Origin of the sequence: Neorhizobium sp. S3-V5DH (assembly GCF_004343065.1) — a bacterium.
GTDB classification, from domain to species: Bacteria; Pseudomonadota; Alphaproteobacteria; order Rhizobiales; family Rhizobiaceae; genus Neorhizobium; species Neorhizobium huautlense.
In genome coordinates, this window is record NZ_SMCL01000035.1 from 24,037 (window position 1) to 38,881 (window position 14,845).

The 14,845-nt window shown below is 60.9% G+C and carries 13 protein-coding genes; 6 read left to right on the top strand and 7 right to left on the bottom strand.

Going from position 1 to position 14,845, the window contains the following annotated elements:
• The first annotated feature begins 10 nt into the window (after positions 1 to 10).
• The gene (gene iolG / locus EDE09_RS26970) at positions 11 to 1,003 is read left to right on the top strand and encodes an inositol 2-dehydrogenase (protein WP_105374828.1); all 993 of its coding nucleotides are present in this window, start codon (positions 11 to 13) and stop codon (positions 1,001 to 1,003) included.
• An 879-nt stretch (positions 1,004 to 1,882) separates the two neighbouring features.
• The gene (locus tag EDE09_RS26985; RefSeq protein ID WP_105374830.1) at positions 1,883 to 2,527 is read left to right on the top strand and encodes an aminotransferase class I/II-fold pyridoxal phosphate-dependent enzyme; all 645 of its coding nucleotides are present in this window, start codon (positions 1,883 to 1,885) and stop codon (positions 2,525 to 2,527) included.
• Between the two features lie 266 nt (positions 2,528 to 2,793).
• On the opposite strand, the gene EDE09_RS26990 is transcribed toward EDE09_RS26985, so the two are convergent.
• The 7 genes from EDE09_RS26990 to EDE09_RS27025 form a co-directional block, all read right to left on the bottom strand.
• Positions 2,794 to 3,237 (bottom strand): TA system VapC family ribonuclease toxin, encoded by a 444-nt coding sequence (locus EDE09_RS26990; RefSeq protein WP_105374831.1) that lies wholly within the window; start codon positions 3,235 to 3,237, stop codon positions 2,794 to 2,796.
• Positions 3,234 to 3,461: a CopG family transcriptional regulator gene (locus EDE09_RS26995; protein ID WP_105374840.1), complete on the bottom strand. Its 228-nt coding sequence runs from the start codon at positions 3,459 to 3,461 to the stop codon at positions 3,234 to 3,236. Before EDE09_RS26995 ends, EDE09_RS26990 begins: the two co-directional genes overlap by 4 nt.
• Before the next feature lie 359 nt (positions 3,462 to 3,820).
• A complete protein-coding gene (locus EDE09_RS27005) occupies positions 3,821 to 4,438 on the bottom strand; it encodes a phospholipid methyltransferase (RefSeq protein ID WP_105374832.1) in 618 nt (205 codons plus the stop codon).
• Between the two features lie 82 nt (positions 4,439 to 4,520).
• Positions 4,521 to 5,159 carry a VTT domain-containing protein gene (locus tag EDE09_RS27010; RefSeq protein WP_157949121.1) on the bottom strand — a complete coding sequence of 213 codons (639 nt, stop codon included), beginning with the start codon at positions 5,157 to 5,159 and terminating at the stop codon, positions 4,521 to 4,523.
• A 207-nt stretch (positions 5,160 to 5,366) separates the two neighbouring features.
• On the bottom strand, positions 5,367 to 7,688 hold the full coding sequence (locus tag EDE09_RS27015) for a molybdopterin cofactor-binding domain-containing protein (RefSeq protein WP_132413449.1): 2,322 nt from the start codon (positions 7,686 to 7,688) through the stop codon (positions 5,367 to 5,369).
• A 10-nt stretch (positions 7,689 to 7,698) separates the two neighbouring features.
• Complete coding sequence (locus EDE09_RS27020; protein WP_105374835.1) at positions 7,699 to 8,163, bottom strand: (2Fe-2S)-binding protein; 465 nt, start codon at positions 8,161 to 8,163, stop codon at positions 7,699 to 7,701.
• A gap of 3 nt (positions 8,164 to 8,166) precedes the next feature.
• On the bottom strand, positions 8,167 to 9,534 hold the full coding sequence (locus tag EDE09_RS27025; protein WP_342588642.1) for an MFS transporter: 1,368 nt from the start codon (positions 9,532 to 9,534) through the stop codon (positions 8,167 to 8,169).
• Between the two features lie 131 nt (positions 9,535 to 9,665).
• Between EDE09_RS27025 and EDE09_RS27030 the strand changes: the two genes are divergently transcribed.
• From EDE09_RS27030 to EDE09_RS27045, 4 genes are all read left to right on the top strand, one after another.
• Positions 9,666 to 10,589: an AraC family transcriptional regulator gene (locus EDE09_RS27030; RefSeq protein ID WP_205839382.1), complete on the top strand. Its 924-nt coding sequence runs from the start codon at positions 9,666 to 9,668 to the stop codon at positions 10,587 to 10,589.
• 410 nt (positions 10,590 to 10,999) lie between these two features.
• Positions 11,000 to 11,470, top strand: a complete 471-nt coding sequence (locus EDE09_RS27035; RefSeq protein WP_205839383.1) for a DUF2147 domain-containing protein — start codon at positions 11,000 to 11,002, stop codon at positions 11,468 to 11,470.
• A gap of 326 nt (positions 11,471 to 11,796) precedes the next feature.
• A complete protein-coding gene (locus tag EDE09_RS27040) occupies positions 11,797 to 12,711 on the top strand; it encodes an SDR family oxidoreductase (protein ID WP_105374837.1) in 915 nt (304 codons plus the stop codon).
• Between the two features lie 117 nt (positions 12,712 to 12,828).
• Complete coding sequence (locus EDE09_RS27045) at positions 12,829 to 14,382, top strand: class I SAM-dependent methyltransferase (protein WP_105374838.1); 1,554 nt, start codon at positions 12,829 to 12,831, stop codon at positions 14,380 to 14,382.
• Positions 14,383 to 14,845: the final 463 nt, after the last annotated feature.

Here is a 14,845-nt window from a genome sequence, read left to right on the forward strand (position 1 = left end):
AGAAAAATCGATGATCAGGTTTGGAGTGATCGGCGCCGGCCGCATAGGCAAAGTTCATGCAGCGACTATTGCGGCCAACCCGAAGGCAAAGCTTGCCTATGTGGCGGATGCCTTCAAGGACTCGGCAGATGCGTTGGCCGCGCAGACGGGCGCCGAGGTCCTCGGCGCGGAGGACGTCATCAGCTCAGCGAATGTCGATGCGGTCCTAATCGCGACGCCGACGCCGAGCCACGCCGATCTGATCGAGGCAGCCTCCAGAGCCGGCAAGGCGATCCTTTGCGAGAAGCCGGTCTCCCTGTCGGTCGAGCGCATCAATGCCTGCCTCGATGTGGTCGAGAGGAACAATTCGACACTGATGATCGGCTTCAATCGCCGGTTCGACCCGAATTTTGCGAATGTCGAAGCGCGCCTGCGCCGCGGCGATATCGGTGAGATCGAGATCGTGACGATCACCAGCAGGGATCCCGCGCCGCCGCCGCCCGAATATGTGAAGTCTTCAGGCGGCCTCTTCCGGGACATGATGATCCATGATTTCGACATGGCCCGCTTCCTGATGGGCGAGGAGTTCGTCGTCGTAAACGCGCTCGGATCGTCTCTCGTCGACAAGGCGATCGGAGCCGAGGGCGACGTGGATACCGCCGCGGTGCAGATGCAGACGGCCTCCGGGCGCATTGCGGTCATTACCAATTCGCGTCGCGCGACATACGGCTACGACCAGCGCATCGAAGTCCATGGCGCCACAGGCATGCTGGCGGCAAAAAACATTCAGGCAACGAGCGTGGAGCTGTCCAACGCGAGCGGCATCAGTGGCGATCCGGTCCAGTATTTCTTCCTTGAACGATACGCGCAGGCCTACGCCCATGAGATCAATGCCTTCATTGAAGCGATCGACAGGGGCGATCGGTCACCCAGACCGAGCGGTCTTGATGGTCTGCAGGCCCAGAAATTGGCGGAAGCGGCGACTTTGAGCTGGCAAACCCGTAGGCCTGTGACGGTCGATTGAACATCGCGAGGATGGAGTCCGGTTCGCGTGCAATTCGGACGGACCCATTGCCGCACCTATTCCCTGCAATGCGATGCCCGCGCCTGGGCTGCCGGATATACACTCGTCGGATCATGGAGCTTTCGATGCCAGACATATTTCCGATAGGAGATCGACAATCGCTAACCCTTGAAGATTGTAAGCATCTTATTACTAAGGGGCACGTCGTGCTTCCCGGTCAGTTGGAGAAGGTGGCCGTGCGGATGTTTGAACAGCCTGAGCTGATAGCTTTCCAAAGCGCCGCTGCGGTCGCTAAAAAATGCGGCGTGTCGCAAACGACAGTTGTGCGGCTTGCTTACCATCTGGGGATTGGATCATACCGCAGGTTAAAGAAACTCTGCGGCAATTATATCCTGGAGCATACCAGTAGATCCCGATAGTCAAATCTGGAAGCCTCTAGAAATCGTGATTTCACAGTTCTCAACGGTGTTATCGGATCGCGTGGGCCAATGTCGCTTCGGCCCAGATACGCGATGGCGTCGATCTGGAATGGCTTGTAACCGGAAGCCTCCAGGTTACTGACCAAATGCCCAACCTCGTTGCCGAGGTAGTGACCAGTTTCCGCATCAATGAGCACCAGGCGTTTGCGGGAGGGCTTCGCGGCCGCCTGCCACGGTTCCGGCATCTATATCGCGTCGTCCATTCCCGAGGGAGCAGCGCGCATCGTTCATCGGGTGCATGTAGTGCACAAGCGACCCGCCGCGGCGTCTGGGCTGCGGCCACCGTTATCCTTACACGCGGGCCAAGCCTCGAGCCGCAGAAGGCGCTGCCATTCGTCACCGGGCGCATCGCCATAACGAGCGCACGGCGCGGTTCCTGAACTGTATTGCTGTCAGGCACATGAACTATGCCTTCGAAGATTATGGCGATATTCAGGGCGAGAGGTCACTGCGGATCGCGATTAGCGTCCATCTCGTCGTCTCGCTCGGTGTACGCTGGATCATCGAGGACGGCTACGACAGCCAATTCCGCAACCAGGCCCACCCGATCGCCTCGCTGCATGGCCTAGATCAGGCGGGCCGCGTCCTCTACACTGGCACCTTCAGCAAGGCGCTGCTACCGAGCCTTCGCATCGGCTATCCTGTGGCCCGCGCCGATCTCGTGCCGGCCTTTTGCGCCGTGCGGCCCGCCGTCGACCGCTCCCCGCCGAGCTCTCGGCAACGTGTGATAGCCAATTTTCTGGAAGAGGGCTATTTTCCGGTGCATCTACGGCGCCTGAGGGAAAGACTCAGGGCCTCGCGCGATATGATGGCCGGGTTTCTGGCCGAGCGGCTGGCGGACCATGTGGCGGTGCTGCTGCCGGATCAGGGCATCAACCTAACGGTCAGGAGCACGGGCAGCTGGGACGATGTTACAGATGTCTGCGCTGTGGCGCTGAAAAAGGGTGTCGTTGTGATACCGCTATCGAGGATGAATGTAGTTTCGACGAAACGGTCACGGCTGCTGCTTGGGTTTCCGGGCTTTCCGAGGAGGAGGCGGATATAGGGACGCGGGTACTTTCGGAGGTGTTCAAAGGGAAGGAATTCGCCGACAGCTGCCCTTAACTTGGTAAAGAATCTCGCTGTTGCGTTTCGCGAGGGCGAAAGTTCGATCCAAAAGAGGGACTATGTCTTCTTGACCTGGCTACCTAAACAAGCGCCTGCGAGGCGCGGGCGGATTGAGCCGCCATGACTTCTATTACGAATGTCGGTGACGGGGAGGGCAGAGGACGGAAGCTGCGGCTCGATACCCATCAAGACCTCGACGGGAACTCACGATCTACTCGTGGTGATCAGGTGCAAGGCAGAATTGCCCCTTGTAACCGCTGCCGCTGACAGCTTGCGATCGAATGTCGCCAGCTGGCCACCACGCGCCTTGGCTAGCGCAAGCAAGTAGGTATCAGTTACCTGTCCCGGTGTTAGAATCTTTGTGGGAGCGATATCACCTGATCCAACAAGGCTCACATCGTCCGGCCAAAAACTGTGGCCGGGGAGAGAGCGCAACTTGCGGACGATCTCCGTCACGAGTGCCGGTGAACCAGGAGAGTTAGGATATTTGGGGTTGCCGACAATCCGGATGACACCATTTTCGGTAATCGGGCAGGTAGCCCACGCGACCTGACCCATCGCAGTGAACCACTCGTGCGCATCATCATGAGCTACATGGCCCGGATCAATTAAGGCAATCAGAACATTGACGTCGAGCAGGAAAGTCACGGCAGTTCGTCACGCAAGGCGTTCACGATGTCGAGCGTCACTGGCGGCGCATCTGGCCGAACTGACAGGAGAGGAATGCCATTGCGTTGACCGCTGCGGGGCGGTCGGCGCAGAGAACGTCTCGCCAGCTCAGAAATGACCTCGCCGACGCTCCGGTGCTGCTGGGTTGCCATCGCTTTTGCGGCGATCAGGACATCGTCGTCGATGGTCAAGGTCGTTCTCATATCTGCCTCATCGCGCATCAATCATCACACATCATATAAAGCAGGCGGTCGGCCTTCTCAAGGTGAACAGGACACACTATTGCGCCAAATTGTTCACCGGGAAAACCTGGTAACCGGGAATATTGCCGCGACGGCCGGAAACCAGCCGACATCTCCGTAAATGCCGCTGGTTTCGTCTCCGCCGCATCTAAAACTTCGTCACGCCCGGATGTTGCCGACAAGCCCAGCCTGCGCGTTTAGCCAATGAGGCTCCAAATTTGACAGGCGCCGGCGGTGATGACGTAGACGTCGTCGCGCCGGTAGTGGCGCGGCGAAGCCACGCTCCGACCAGTCAGACCTCGGATCGCGCTTATCCAGGTCTACCCGGCGAGCTCGTGCTGCCGCGATGACAAGCGGTCAAGGTAGAGGGGGTTGGGGTGCCTGCGTCTGATTCGGTAAACCGCTGCCGGAGGAAGATTGGCGAGCGTGCCGCCGATCCTTTCCGCCTCGAGCCCGAGATGATTCAGTAATCTCAGCGGAACCGGACAACGCGGGCCGTAGGTGAATTGATAGAAGGCGGCGTCCGGCTTCAACTTGTTAAATGCACCGGTCAGGATCGCAATCACCTTACGCGGCGGCATCGACAACACTGGTAGCCCGCTGACCACGGCGCCAGCGGGCCTTCCTTCGAAGAGTTCAACCGTACGCAGGCGAGCGGCATCCATCCAAAGCGTACGTGCTCCCGGGTAATGGAAATGGAGCGCGGCGGCGAACTCGGCCTCGAACTCGATCAGCGCGAGGTCTTCCTCTCGGACACCACGGGCGAGGAGGTTGCGTGTAAATGCACCCGTGCCGGGGCCGAGCTCGATCACCGGCCCGGTGTCGCGCGAGATTTCGGAGGTGATAAGGCTGGCCAGCGCCTGTCCCGAGGGCGCGACGGCGGCGACCCGCAAAGGATTCCTGAACCAAGCCCGGAAGAAGCCGAACGTCTCGGCCATACGCTGTTGTTTCATTGGAAATGACCTCGAAGATGTTTTTGGTTCCCGGCATGGTTCGATGGCGGGCCGCTGTCAGGCGTGATCAGGTTTCGCATAGCGCCGCGCCCGGTCTACGGCTGCGAACCCGTCGCGCAAGCCAGACCAGGATTGCCTCCGCAAGCAGCAGGCCGCCCAGGGCTGCCAAAGCAAGGACCGTTATGTTCCCTGTCTCAATCGAGTGCGAAGCGTAATAACCGAGGCCGATGAACAGGCCATTCCAGACCGCGACGCCGGCCGCCGAGGCGACCATAAAGCCGCTGGAGTTTCCACGAAAAAGGGCAGCGAAGGCGGGAGCGAACAGCCGGACGGTCGGCACAAGCTGGAGCGCGAAGGCAAGCGTGGTCTGGTTCCGGCGGAACGAGGCGGTCCGGTGCTCGACGCGATCTGCCGACATCCCGAAGATACGGCAAGCTCTGTTCAGAAGTCGGGCGGATCTTACGGTGCCCAGCAGCCGGAAAGAATAGAATAAGGCCGCACAGCCGAACATGCTGCCAGCGACAGTTGCAAGAAAGCCTGCCAGCAGCGGCCAGGCCTCATCCGCTGCGCCGATGCCGATCGCCAGCAGCAGCCCGTAGGATGGGATGACGGGCACGAAGCGCTCGGCCAGTGCAATGGCGAAAAGACCAACAAGCCCATAGGCGCCTATCCACGCCATGATTGCTGCTACCGGGTCAAAATCCATAAGCCATTCCTCTTTGATCGATGGCTGGGCAGTGTTAGCCGGATGTGGAGAATGCTCTCTCAGGCGAGATGAGCCACCGGAGGCGCCCGGTTTTCGCGACGCGCCACCGGTGGTTCCAGAGGCCGCCCGCAGGTCGACATTATCAGTGACGGCTCTCGTCGGATCGCAGGGCAGGGGCATCCCTGATCCGAGACGAGTACACACGCCTCACGTTGCGACGGGAGGCAAGACGGTCCGTGTTCGGCGTTCGCCGATGGTCTCGGTGACGGCCAGCGGCAGCGAACGTATCCGTCGGCCCGTGGCTGCATGGATGGCATTGGCGATCGCGCCTGCGACCGGCACCACGCCCGGCTCGCCCACGCCAGAGGGCGGCTCCGTGCTTTCCATGATTGAGACCTCTATCTCGGGTGCGTCGGCGATGCGCTGCATTGGGAAATCGTGGAAGTTGGATTCCACCACCGCGCCGGCATCGAGCGTGATTGCGCTTATCAGCGCCGTGGTCAGTCCAAAACTGATGCCGCCCTCCATCTGCGCGACGACGGCGTCCGGGTTGATCACCAGGCCAGCGTCGATTGCGCAGACGATGCGGTTCACCCGGACTTCGCCGTTCGCGGCCACCGTCACCTCCGCCACCTGCGCCACAACGCTGCGATAGCACTCCTCGATGGCGATGCCGCGGCCCTGGCCCGGTCGCAGGGCAGTGCCCCACCCGGCCATCTCAGCCACACGGTTCATCACCGCAAGATGCCGGGGCTTGTCGCGCAGGAGCGCCCGACGATAGGTAAGCGGGTCTGCTCCCGCGCGCTGGGCGCATTCGTCGATGAAGCTCTCCGTGAAGAAGGTGTTGAACGAGAAGCCGTTCGACCGCCAGAAGTGAATCGGCATATGGCTGGGCACATGCTGACTGCGCACCCGCCGGTTCGGAATGGGGTAGTGCAGCTTGTCCAGCCCCTCGACCGACAGACGATCCCCGTCCGGGCCGGGCGTGAAGGGTAGGTTGCGGCTCGCGATCCCCTGGGTAATCGATTGCGCCGCGACCAGCGCATCATATGCAACCGGCAGGCCGTCCGGCCCGAGGGCGGCGCGCAGCCGCGCGGCGGCGTGGCTACGAAAAAGACCGCGGCCGATGTCCTCCTCGCGCGACCAGATCAGCTTGACCGGCCGGCCGCGGTGCCGCGCCGCGAGGAAGGCCGCCTCGGTCACCACATCCTGATCACTGCGCCGGCCGAAGGCGCCGCCATTCATCGTGATGTTGCAGGTCACCGAAATCGGTTCGACGCCCGCCAGCCCGGCGCCTCGGGCAGCGCCCCGCCGGACGGCCATCGGCGATTGCGACGAGACCCATGCCTCTGCGGTCCCGTCGTCACGGACGAGTACCGTCGCATTGATGGGTTCCATGCAGGCATGGGGAAGGAATGGCACGGTGTAGTCGGCTTCTATCACCGCCGAAGTGACGGCGTCGGCGATCACGGAAGCCGCGTTACCGTCGTTGATATGCTCGTATGGGGTCGTGCTTTCGAACGCGGACCGAAGTCGCGCGGACATCTCGGCGCTGCTGACACTGTCCGCATCGGTTGAGGTCCAATCGATTTCGAGGAGACGCGCGGCCTGCTCGGCCTGCCACCAGGAACCGGCGACCACTGCCACCTTCCGCCCATCGATGACCGTCACGTCCGTGATGCCAGGCTGGGAACGCACCGCGGCCTCGTTTGCAATGCGAGCCACCTGCGCGCCAAAGACGGGCGCATGGCGAATGGCGGCGTAGATCATGTGGGGCAGGGTGACGTCCATGCCAAAGACAGGTTCGCCGCGAATCTTGGCAGGTATATCGACCCGAGGCTGCGACCGGCCGATGATCCGCCATTCGGAGGTGGGTTTTAGTGCGGGATGATCGGGTGGCGGCAACAGGGCGGCCTCGTGAGCAAGCTCGCCATAGGACAGGCGCCGGCCGGAAGCCGCGTGACGGACAAACCCGTCGCCGGTGGCAAGCTCCATGGCCGGCACATTCAGTCGAGCCGCCGCCGCCGCCAACAGCATGTGGCGGGCCGACGCTCCGGCGACGCGCATTGGGTGCCACATACCCATGGTCGAGCCTGACGCGCCGGTGACGATGAAGCCCAGTTGCCCCAGCACGCGGCGACCCACCCAGACAGCGGGTCCCGACGCTTCCTCCGGACGGATCTGAAGGACGTTGAACCAGGTCGAATAGGCTGGATGCGCCTCCGTCGGGAAAACTACGCTGATGCGGTCGTCGAATGGGATGTCCAGTTCCTCCGCCACCACCATGGCAAGTCCTGTATGGATGCCCTGGCCCATCTCGGTTTTCGGCACATTGACGACCACCCGGTTGTCCGGATGAATGACCACGAAGGCGTTGAGCACGGCTCGCTCGCCATCCAGATGGCCATCCAGCCCATCGACATCGACGCTGGCGAGATAGCCGACACCGCCGACAGCGGCGACAAGGACGGTGCCGCCAAGGGCTGCGCCGGTGAGCAGGAAACCGCGACGGGAGAGAAAACGAGGCATGACGGTCTCCTCAGCGCTCGGCCAGCAGGGCGGCGGCGCGATGGATCGCGCGGCGGATGCGCGGATAGGTACCGCATCGGCAGATATTGGTGATTGCCTCATCGATCTCGGCGTCGGTCGGCCGCGGGGTCGCCTTCAATAGCGCCGTCGTAGCGATGACGAACCCGGGTTGGCAAAAACCGCATTGCGGCACCTGCTCATCGATCCAGGCCTGCTGCACGGCCGACAGAGTGCCGTTCGGCTGACTCAGCCCCTCCACGGTCACCACGGAGGCGCCCGCAACGGAGCCGACCGGTGTCACGCAGGAGGGGGTGGCTTCCCCGTTGATGAGGACGCGGCAGGCCCCACACTGGGCAATGCCACAACCATATTTGGGGCCGAGCAATCCAAGGTTCTCACGAAGCACCCAGAGGAGGGGTTTGTCGACATCCGTCTCGATGTCCATCCGCGATCCATTGACGATGAGAGAAACCATTCCTCAGACCTCCACCAGGGTTGATTGCCGTCCCAGCAAGGCAGCGATGCGTTGATTTGCGATCAGCATGGCGATGCCGGTCAGGATGCCTGCAACCGGGACGATGAGCAGGCCCAGTCCAATGCCGTTCGGCACCCGCGCCGTTGTCGCCGCGTCGCTGATCATGCCGACAATGAGAGGTCCGAGCGCAGGACCGAAAAGACCGGAGCCAATCATCGCGAGGCTCGTCGCCATCGCCTCCCTGCCCTTGCCTGCCACCAGGTGGGCGGCGCCGAAGCACCAGGGCAGCAGAAATGCGAAGGACAACATGCCGGGGACGAAAAGGAGGATGGAAAGCCACCCGGTCGGGGTAAACAGCGCGGCGGTCGTCGTAAGGCTTGCGATCATCAAGAGGATGGCTGGCGGCCCGAGGACCCGACCGGTTCCGGAGCGTACCGCGCGGTCAAACAGGCGCCCGCCTGCCAGCGTTCCGCAAATCCCCATCAGGCCTTGCAGCAATCCGAACGCAAGTCCAGCCTCGCTGGCGCTGTAGTCATGGGTGCGGATCAGGAAGGGAACTGCAAAAGCATAGAATGGCGCTGCGGCGAAGCCGAGTGCGACAGAGCTGATGAACAGCCAACGAAATGACGGGGACGAAAGCAGTTGCAGGCTCGCCTTCAGGAACGGCTTGCTATCGGTGGCCGAACGCTTGAGCGGCGGGGTAGAGCGTATGACGGCGAGCGCCAGCAGGGCGATGAACATGCCGAGAACGCCAGCGCCCACCAGCGCTGCACGCCATCCCAGCGTATCGCCGATCGCGCCGCCGACGGCAAAGCCCATCATAGTGCCGAGCGGGATGCCCATGGAGAAAATGCCAAGAGCCAGGCCGCGGCGCTCGGGCGGTACCTTCCGGGCGATGATCGCATGGCTGGCGGGCGTTCCGCCGGCCTCGCCGAACGCGACACCGAAGCGCGTGAAAGCCAGGAACAGGAAGCTCATGGCGAGGCCGCCGAGCACTGTCATCGCGCTCCAGAGCAAGAAGCATAAAATGAGGACGGAACGGGGCGAACCACGATCGGCGGCGCGGGCGAGGGGCATCGACAGCAGCGTGTAGCAGACCGCGAATGCAATGCCGGTGAGTAAGCCAATCTCGGTGTCGCTCAGATCGAGATCTTCCTTGATGGACTCGGCCAAGACGAAGGGAAGCATCCGGTCGACCTGGGAAATGGCGCTAACAAGAAACAACGTAATAAGCAGTACCGTTACGCTTCGACCATCGAAATATTCATCAATATTTATTTTCGATTTATTGGGAAGATCAGCTTTCTTATCTATTGACGGCGCAGCCGTTCCTGTCATGTTGTGTGCTTCCCTGGCTGTGAGTGACGTCATCAAGCTAGAGGAAGTCTCCCATGACCAAAATGCCGAATACCTCAATAAATTTGCCTATTCCTACAAGCGGCGATACCCTGCCGACGGAAGGGCGAGTTCTGCGCTGGCCTCGAAACCAAACGGAGGTTCGCGTGTCGTCATCGCTTCTTGGTGGAATTACCAGCTACATCGAAAGCCAGGGCGGCGGTGAGGGCCTGTTTCCGACGCATATCGAGAGCGTCAACATCATCCGGTCCTACCAGCAGCGGATGCCACTGCGGCAGATCTATCGTCCGTCGCTCTGCGTCGTGGCACAGGGCGCAAAGGAAATTCTGTTCGGCGAGGAGACACTTCGTTATGGGGCGATGGAGTGCCTTGTCGTCAGCATGGAAATGCCGGCCAGCGGGCGGGTGATCGAGGCGAGTGAGCAGACGCCCTATATCGGCCTTACCATTGATCTCGACGTGAACATGCTGCGCGAGGTGCTGGAGCAGTTGGAGATGCCACCCGCTCCGCCTGCCATGCCCGGTCCATCGGTGTTCGTCGGAAAGGTCGATGAATCTCTGGCTGAATGTGTGCTGCGCCTGATCCGGATGTCTCAGACGCCGAAGGCAATCCCGATCCTCTACCCGTCCGTCATGCGGGAGATCTGCTATTGGCTTTTGACCGGCCCGCACGGCGCGGAACTCTGCAGCCTGGCCGTGCCGGAATCGAATTTCATGCGGATTGCAAAGGCGATCTATTTCCTGCGCGCCAATTTCACCCAGACGCTGCGTGTGGAACAGATGGCGGAGGTGGCGCACATGAGCCCGTCATCGTTTCATCAGCATTTCAAGCAGCTCACCTCGGTGACGCCACTTCAGTTCCAGAAGCAGCTGCGCCTTCTTGAGTCGCGACGCCTAATGGTCGCGGAAGCTGCAAGCGTCGAGGAAGCGGCCTACAAGGTCGGCTACGAAAGCCCGTCGCAGTTCAGCCGCGAATACTCGCGAATGTTCGGCGTTGCGCCAAAGCAGGACGCGTTGAACCACCAGCGTATGTATAGCCAGTACGCAAGCCGCAAGGCACGCCGCGCCTAAGCGCGGATCTATGGAAAAGGTCACCCGTGCCGCCGCGGCGCGAAGCGATCCCTGAGATGCTCCTCCGCTACCGCAATAGAAGGTTCTCAGCCGAAGCTCGTCGGGCGGATGCTTTGCTTCCGGAGGGCCGGGCATCTGTCGCGTGACCTATCACGGCAAAAACTGAAGCAGGAATGCCTGGGTCAGTTCGCACAGTGCGGATAGAGGATCAGGCAAGAAATTCACGGAAATCGGCATTCGTCCCCGCGTGGCTGACCGCTAAGTTCGCAGTGCATTGCCTCGGAAATGGTCCGGATCGGTTCAGCCTCGCGCGCCGCGCCGAGTTGAGGCTGATCATCGGGCCGCCAAGTATCCCTGACGGCATGGCTTCTGTCGCTATCGCACGCCCCAAATATCGGAAAGGAACCTATATGTTGAAATCGGCAAAGAGGCCGCTGCTCGCCGCCGCACTCGCTGCAGGATTGACCAGTCTCTCGGTCGGCCATGCTTTGGCACAGGCGTCGTCGCCAGACCAGATCGTCGGTGTCTGGGAGGCGGAGGACGGCATCCTCAAGATAGAGATGTTCGAAGCGGGCGGGAGCTATTCGGCTCGCATGCTCTACGGAAAACTCCTGATGGAGGCGGATGGCAAAACATTCAAGAAGGATACCAAAAATCCCGATCCGAACCTCCGGGGTCGTTCGCTCGAGGGTATTGTTTTTCTGACCGACCTCAAATGGGACCCCCGTGATCTGCGTTGGGAAGATGGAAGCTGGTACAGCGGAGCCAACGGCCGCTCCGCAAACGCCCGCGCAGCCCTGCTCGGCGAGAAAATGGAGGTCCGCGTCTACATGGGGACACCCGCGCTCGGCCGGACCATAGTGCTGCACCGCGCCCGGTGAAGCGCCCTGCTGCAACTTCAACAAACATCGCGACGAACAAAGGCGGCCCAGCATCCCGATAAGCGAGTATGGGGCGGGAATACGCCAGTCCGCCGGCGACTTTCCTAGGCCGCGGTGCGTTGGAGCGACCCGAAAGCTTTTGGGACGTCGAACTGAGGGATCGCAACCAATGCTTGCTTGGCAGTCGAGATTGTAGGATCAGGCAGGTTTTTCGCGCCTTTGGGCATGGAGATCTAAGACGGTATGGGCATGCTGGTGACGAAGATGAACGTAGCGCGTCGAGCCACACCTGGCTCGATCTTGCACTGCCGAGATGAGGATCACTGATGACGAAGTGGACGACCAGTAACATTCCTTCGCAGCACGGCGTTTCGGTGGTCGTGACCGGCACCGGCGGGCTGGGTTACGAAGACGCGCTGGCTCTGGCCCGCGCCGGCGCCGATGTCGTGATCGCAGGCCGCAATCCTCAGAAGGGTGTCAAGGCCGTGGCCAGTATCAGGCAAGCCGTCCCTGGCGCTATGGTGCGGTTCGGCCAGGTGGATCTCGCCGACCTGGCTTCAATCGCCGGCTTCGCGGCGAAGCTCGCTCAGGAGCAGGACAGCCTCGATCTTCTGATCAACAATGCCGGAGTCATGAGACCGCCGGTGCGGCGCGAAACGAAGGACGGTTTCGAGCTGCAGTTCGGCACGAACTATCTCGGTCATTTCGCTCTTACCGCCTATCTGCTGCCGCTCCTGAAAAAAGGCCTCAATCCGCGCGTGGTGACGCTCAGCAGCGTGGCGGCGCGTGGCGGCGCGATCGACTTCGACGACCTGCAGGCCGAGCGCAGCTACAAGCCGATGCAGGTCTACAGCCAGTCCAAGCTCGCCTGCATCATGTTCGCCTTCGAGATGAGCCGGCGCAGCAAGGCGGCTGGGTGGGGCGTTGAAAGCCTGGCGGCCCATCCGGGCCTCACACGCACCGACCTGATCGTGAACGGTTCGGGGCGGTGGAGCCTGCCCGGAATGCTGCGCCGTTTCATGCCGTTCCTGTTCCAGCCCGCCTGCCAGGGCGCTTTGCCGACGCTCTATGCGGCGACCGACCCGGCGGCGCGTGACGGAGCGTACTACGGACCCGACAGGCTGGGTGGCACCCGCGGTTATCCGGTCAAGGAGACGCCTCCGAAACAGGCGCTGGATACCGTCGCGGCGGCGCGCCTCTGGGATATATCCCTGGCGCTGACCGGCGCGACATTCGCTTAAACCGCCGTGCGTGCTCAAGGCTTGTCCCGTGCCGTATCCCTGGTCGGTTGCTTCCTTTCTAAACCAACAACGAAGGACGGCGGGCGCGAGCCTTGAACGTGTCCTGGAGATTTGCTGATGGCATGGTCGTACGGCTACTTCACCGACCTCAACTACACCCATGGATATTATCCGGAAATGAACCCGGCCCTATTGCGCCTGGCATGCCTATGCAACGCGATCGAGCCGCAGATTCCCGATGCACCTTCCTATCTCGAGCTTGGCTTCGGGCAGGGTGTCACGATCAACATGCTCGCCGCGGCGTCTTCCGGTTCCTACTGGGGTACCGACTTCAATCCGGCGCAAGTCGTGGAGGCCTGCAAACTGGCCGATGCCTCAAGAGCGGACATTCATCTGTTCGACGACTCTTTCGAGGAGTTTGCCAACCGGAAGGGCCTTCCCGACTTCGATGTCATAGCGCTACACGGGATCTGGAGCTGGGTATCGGAAAAGAACCGCAAGACCGTAACCGACATCATCAGGCGCAAACTCCGTCCCGGAGGGATCGCCTATATAAGCTATAACTGCCTGCCCGGCTGGGCTCCGGTCGTGCCGATCCGCCAGCTGATGTCTCTCTATCAGGACTATGGCGGCGGCAGGATGTCGAGACCGATGGAGATGATCGAAGGCGCGGTGCAGTTCGCGGAAGAGATCGCAAAGGCCGGATCGTTCTATTTTCGGGACAACCCTTTCGCCAGGCATCATGTGGAGCAATTGACGAAACAGGGGCGCAACTATCTCGGCCACGAATATATGAACGCGGATTGGCATCTTGAGCACTTTTCGGACATGATCCGGAGTCTGGACGACGCCAAGCTCACATATGTCGGCTCTGCGCGGCTGCTCGATGGCATAGATGCCTTTCAGCTCCATGAGGAAGGGATCAAGTTCGTTTCGCAGATCCGTCATCCGATCATGCGCGAGACGGTCCGCGACTATCTGGTGAACAGGCGCTTCCGGACCGATATCTTCGTCAAGGGGGCAAGGCTACTTCCAAGTCGGGAACATCGCGATGTCTGGCACGCGTTGGCATTCGTGCTGGTGATCCCAGAAATTGATGTCCCGAAAAAGATCGCGTGTGCCAGGGGCGAGGTGGCACTGCCCTCCGGCAAATACGACTTGATCCTCGAGGTCCTGGCCGAGGAGGGCTACAGGCCAAAACGCGTCGAGGAACTTTTCAAACATAACAAGCTGCGAAATCTCACGACTCAGGATGTCGTAGATTACCTGACTGTACTCACCGGCGCCGGATTTGTGGCCCCGGCGCAAATACCTTCGGAGAGAGTGAAGGAGCAATGCAGGGCGCTGAACCGGTACATCTTGCAGCGGGCGCTTGTCAGCATGGATCTGCACCACATGGTATCGCCCGTGACCGGAGGCGGGATCGGGCTCACCCACATGACGCAGCTGCTCGTCCTCGCCGCCAGCGAGGGTAAAGTCGGCGCCGCGGCCTTGACCGGCTATGTGTGGGATTTCCTGGACAGCATCGGCGAACGCCTTGTGAGAGACGGCAAAAGGATCGAATCCAAGGATGAGAATCTAGAGGAAATCAGAATTTTAGCGAACAAATTCCTGAAGTTTGGACGACCGCTTCTGCAAGCCTTGCAGATCATTGATGACACTAAGGGATGATAGCTCCCGATGGGACATCCGCTGCCAATCGCGAGACATGACGCTCAACCAATCTCAGGTATCGTTTGTTGTGAGCCCCCCATATCCTATTCCTCGTCACCCAGACGTCGCATGGAGAAGACGGGGCTGAGTTCAAGGCAACCGAGAAAGTTCTGGCGATTGCGCTGCCAAACTTCGTTTATTTTTCATCCTGGGTTGGAAAACTTGGTTCGAATTCTTCTAAGACCAAGGCACCGTTGTGCACTTGCTGTTTACGCTTCGTAACGCCGCGTCGTTCGATACCGATCGAAGCACCAAACAGTTCGTGTCTCGGCCGGTAGAGCCCAGACGTCAATGGTGATAGGAAATAGCAATGATTGCCACGACCAAAATTCGGGCACTCGACGTGTCTCCGGCACAGCCTGAAACACAGCCCCCTTATATCAGTGCCGCGAGCGGTCTGGTTTGCGTCGGCTCGCACATC

Coding starts and splice junctions, on each gene's coding strand:
- EDE09_RS27020 (WP_105374835.1), bottom strand. CDS start 8,163: ATGGTTTCTCTCATCGTCAATGGATCGCGGATGGACATCGAGACGGAT.
- EDE09_RS27025 (WP_342588642.1), bottom strand. CDS start 9,534: ATGACGTCACTCACAGCCAGGGAAGCACACAACATGACAGGAACGGCT.
- EDE09_RS27005 (WP_105374832.1), bottom strand. CDS start 4,438: ATGGCCGAGACGTTCGGCTTCTTCCGGGCTTGGTTCAGGAATCCTTTG.
- EDE09_RS27015 (WP_132413449.1), bottom strand. CDS start 7,688: ATGCCTCGTTTTCTCTCCCGTCGCGGTTTCCTGCTCACCGGCGCAGCC.
- EDE09_RS26985 (WP_105374830.1), top strand. CDS start 1,883: ATGAACTATGCCTTCGAAGATTATGGCGATATTCAGGGCGAGAGGTCA.
- EDE09_RS26995 (WP_105374840.1), bottom strand. CDS start 3,461: ATGAGAACGACCTTGACCATCGACGACGATGTCCTGATCGCCGCAAAA.
- EDE09_RS27040 (WP_105374837.1), top strand. CDS start 11,797: ATGACGAAGTGGACGACCAGTAACATTCCTTCGCAGCACGGCGTTTCG.
- EDE09_RS27010 (WP_157949121.1), bottom strand. CDS start 5,159: ATGGATTTTGACCCGGTAGCAGCAATCATGGCGTGGATAGGCGCCTAT.
- iolG (WP_105374828.1), top strand. CDS start 11: ATGATCAGGTTTGGAGTGATCGGCGCCGGCCGCATAGGCAAAGTTCAT.
- EDE09_RS27035 (WP_205839383.1), top strand. CDS start 11,000: ATGTTGAAATCGGCAAAGAGGCCGCTGCTCGCCGCCGCACTCGCTGCA.
- EDE09_RS27045 (WP_105374838.1), top strand. CDS start 12,829: ATGGCATGGTCGTACGGCTACTTCACCGACCTCAACTACACCCATGGA.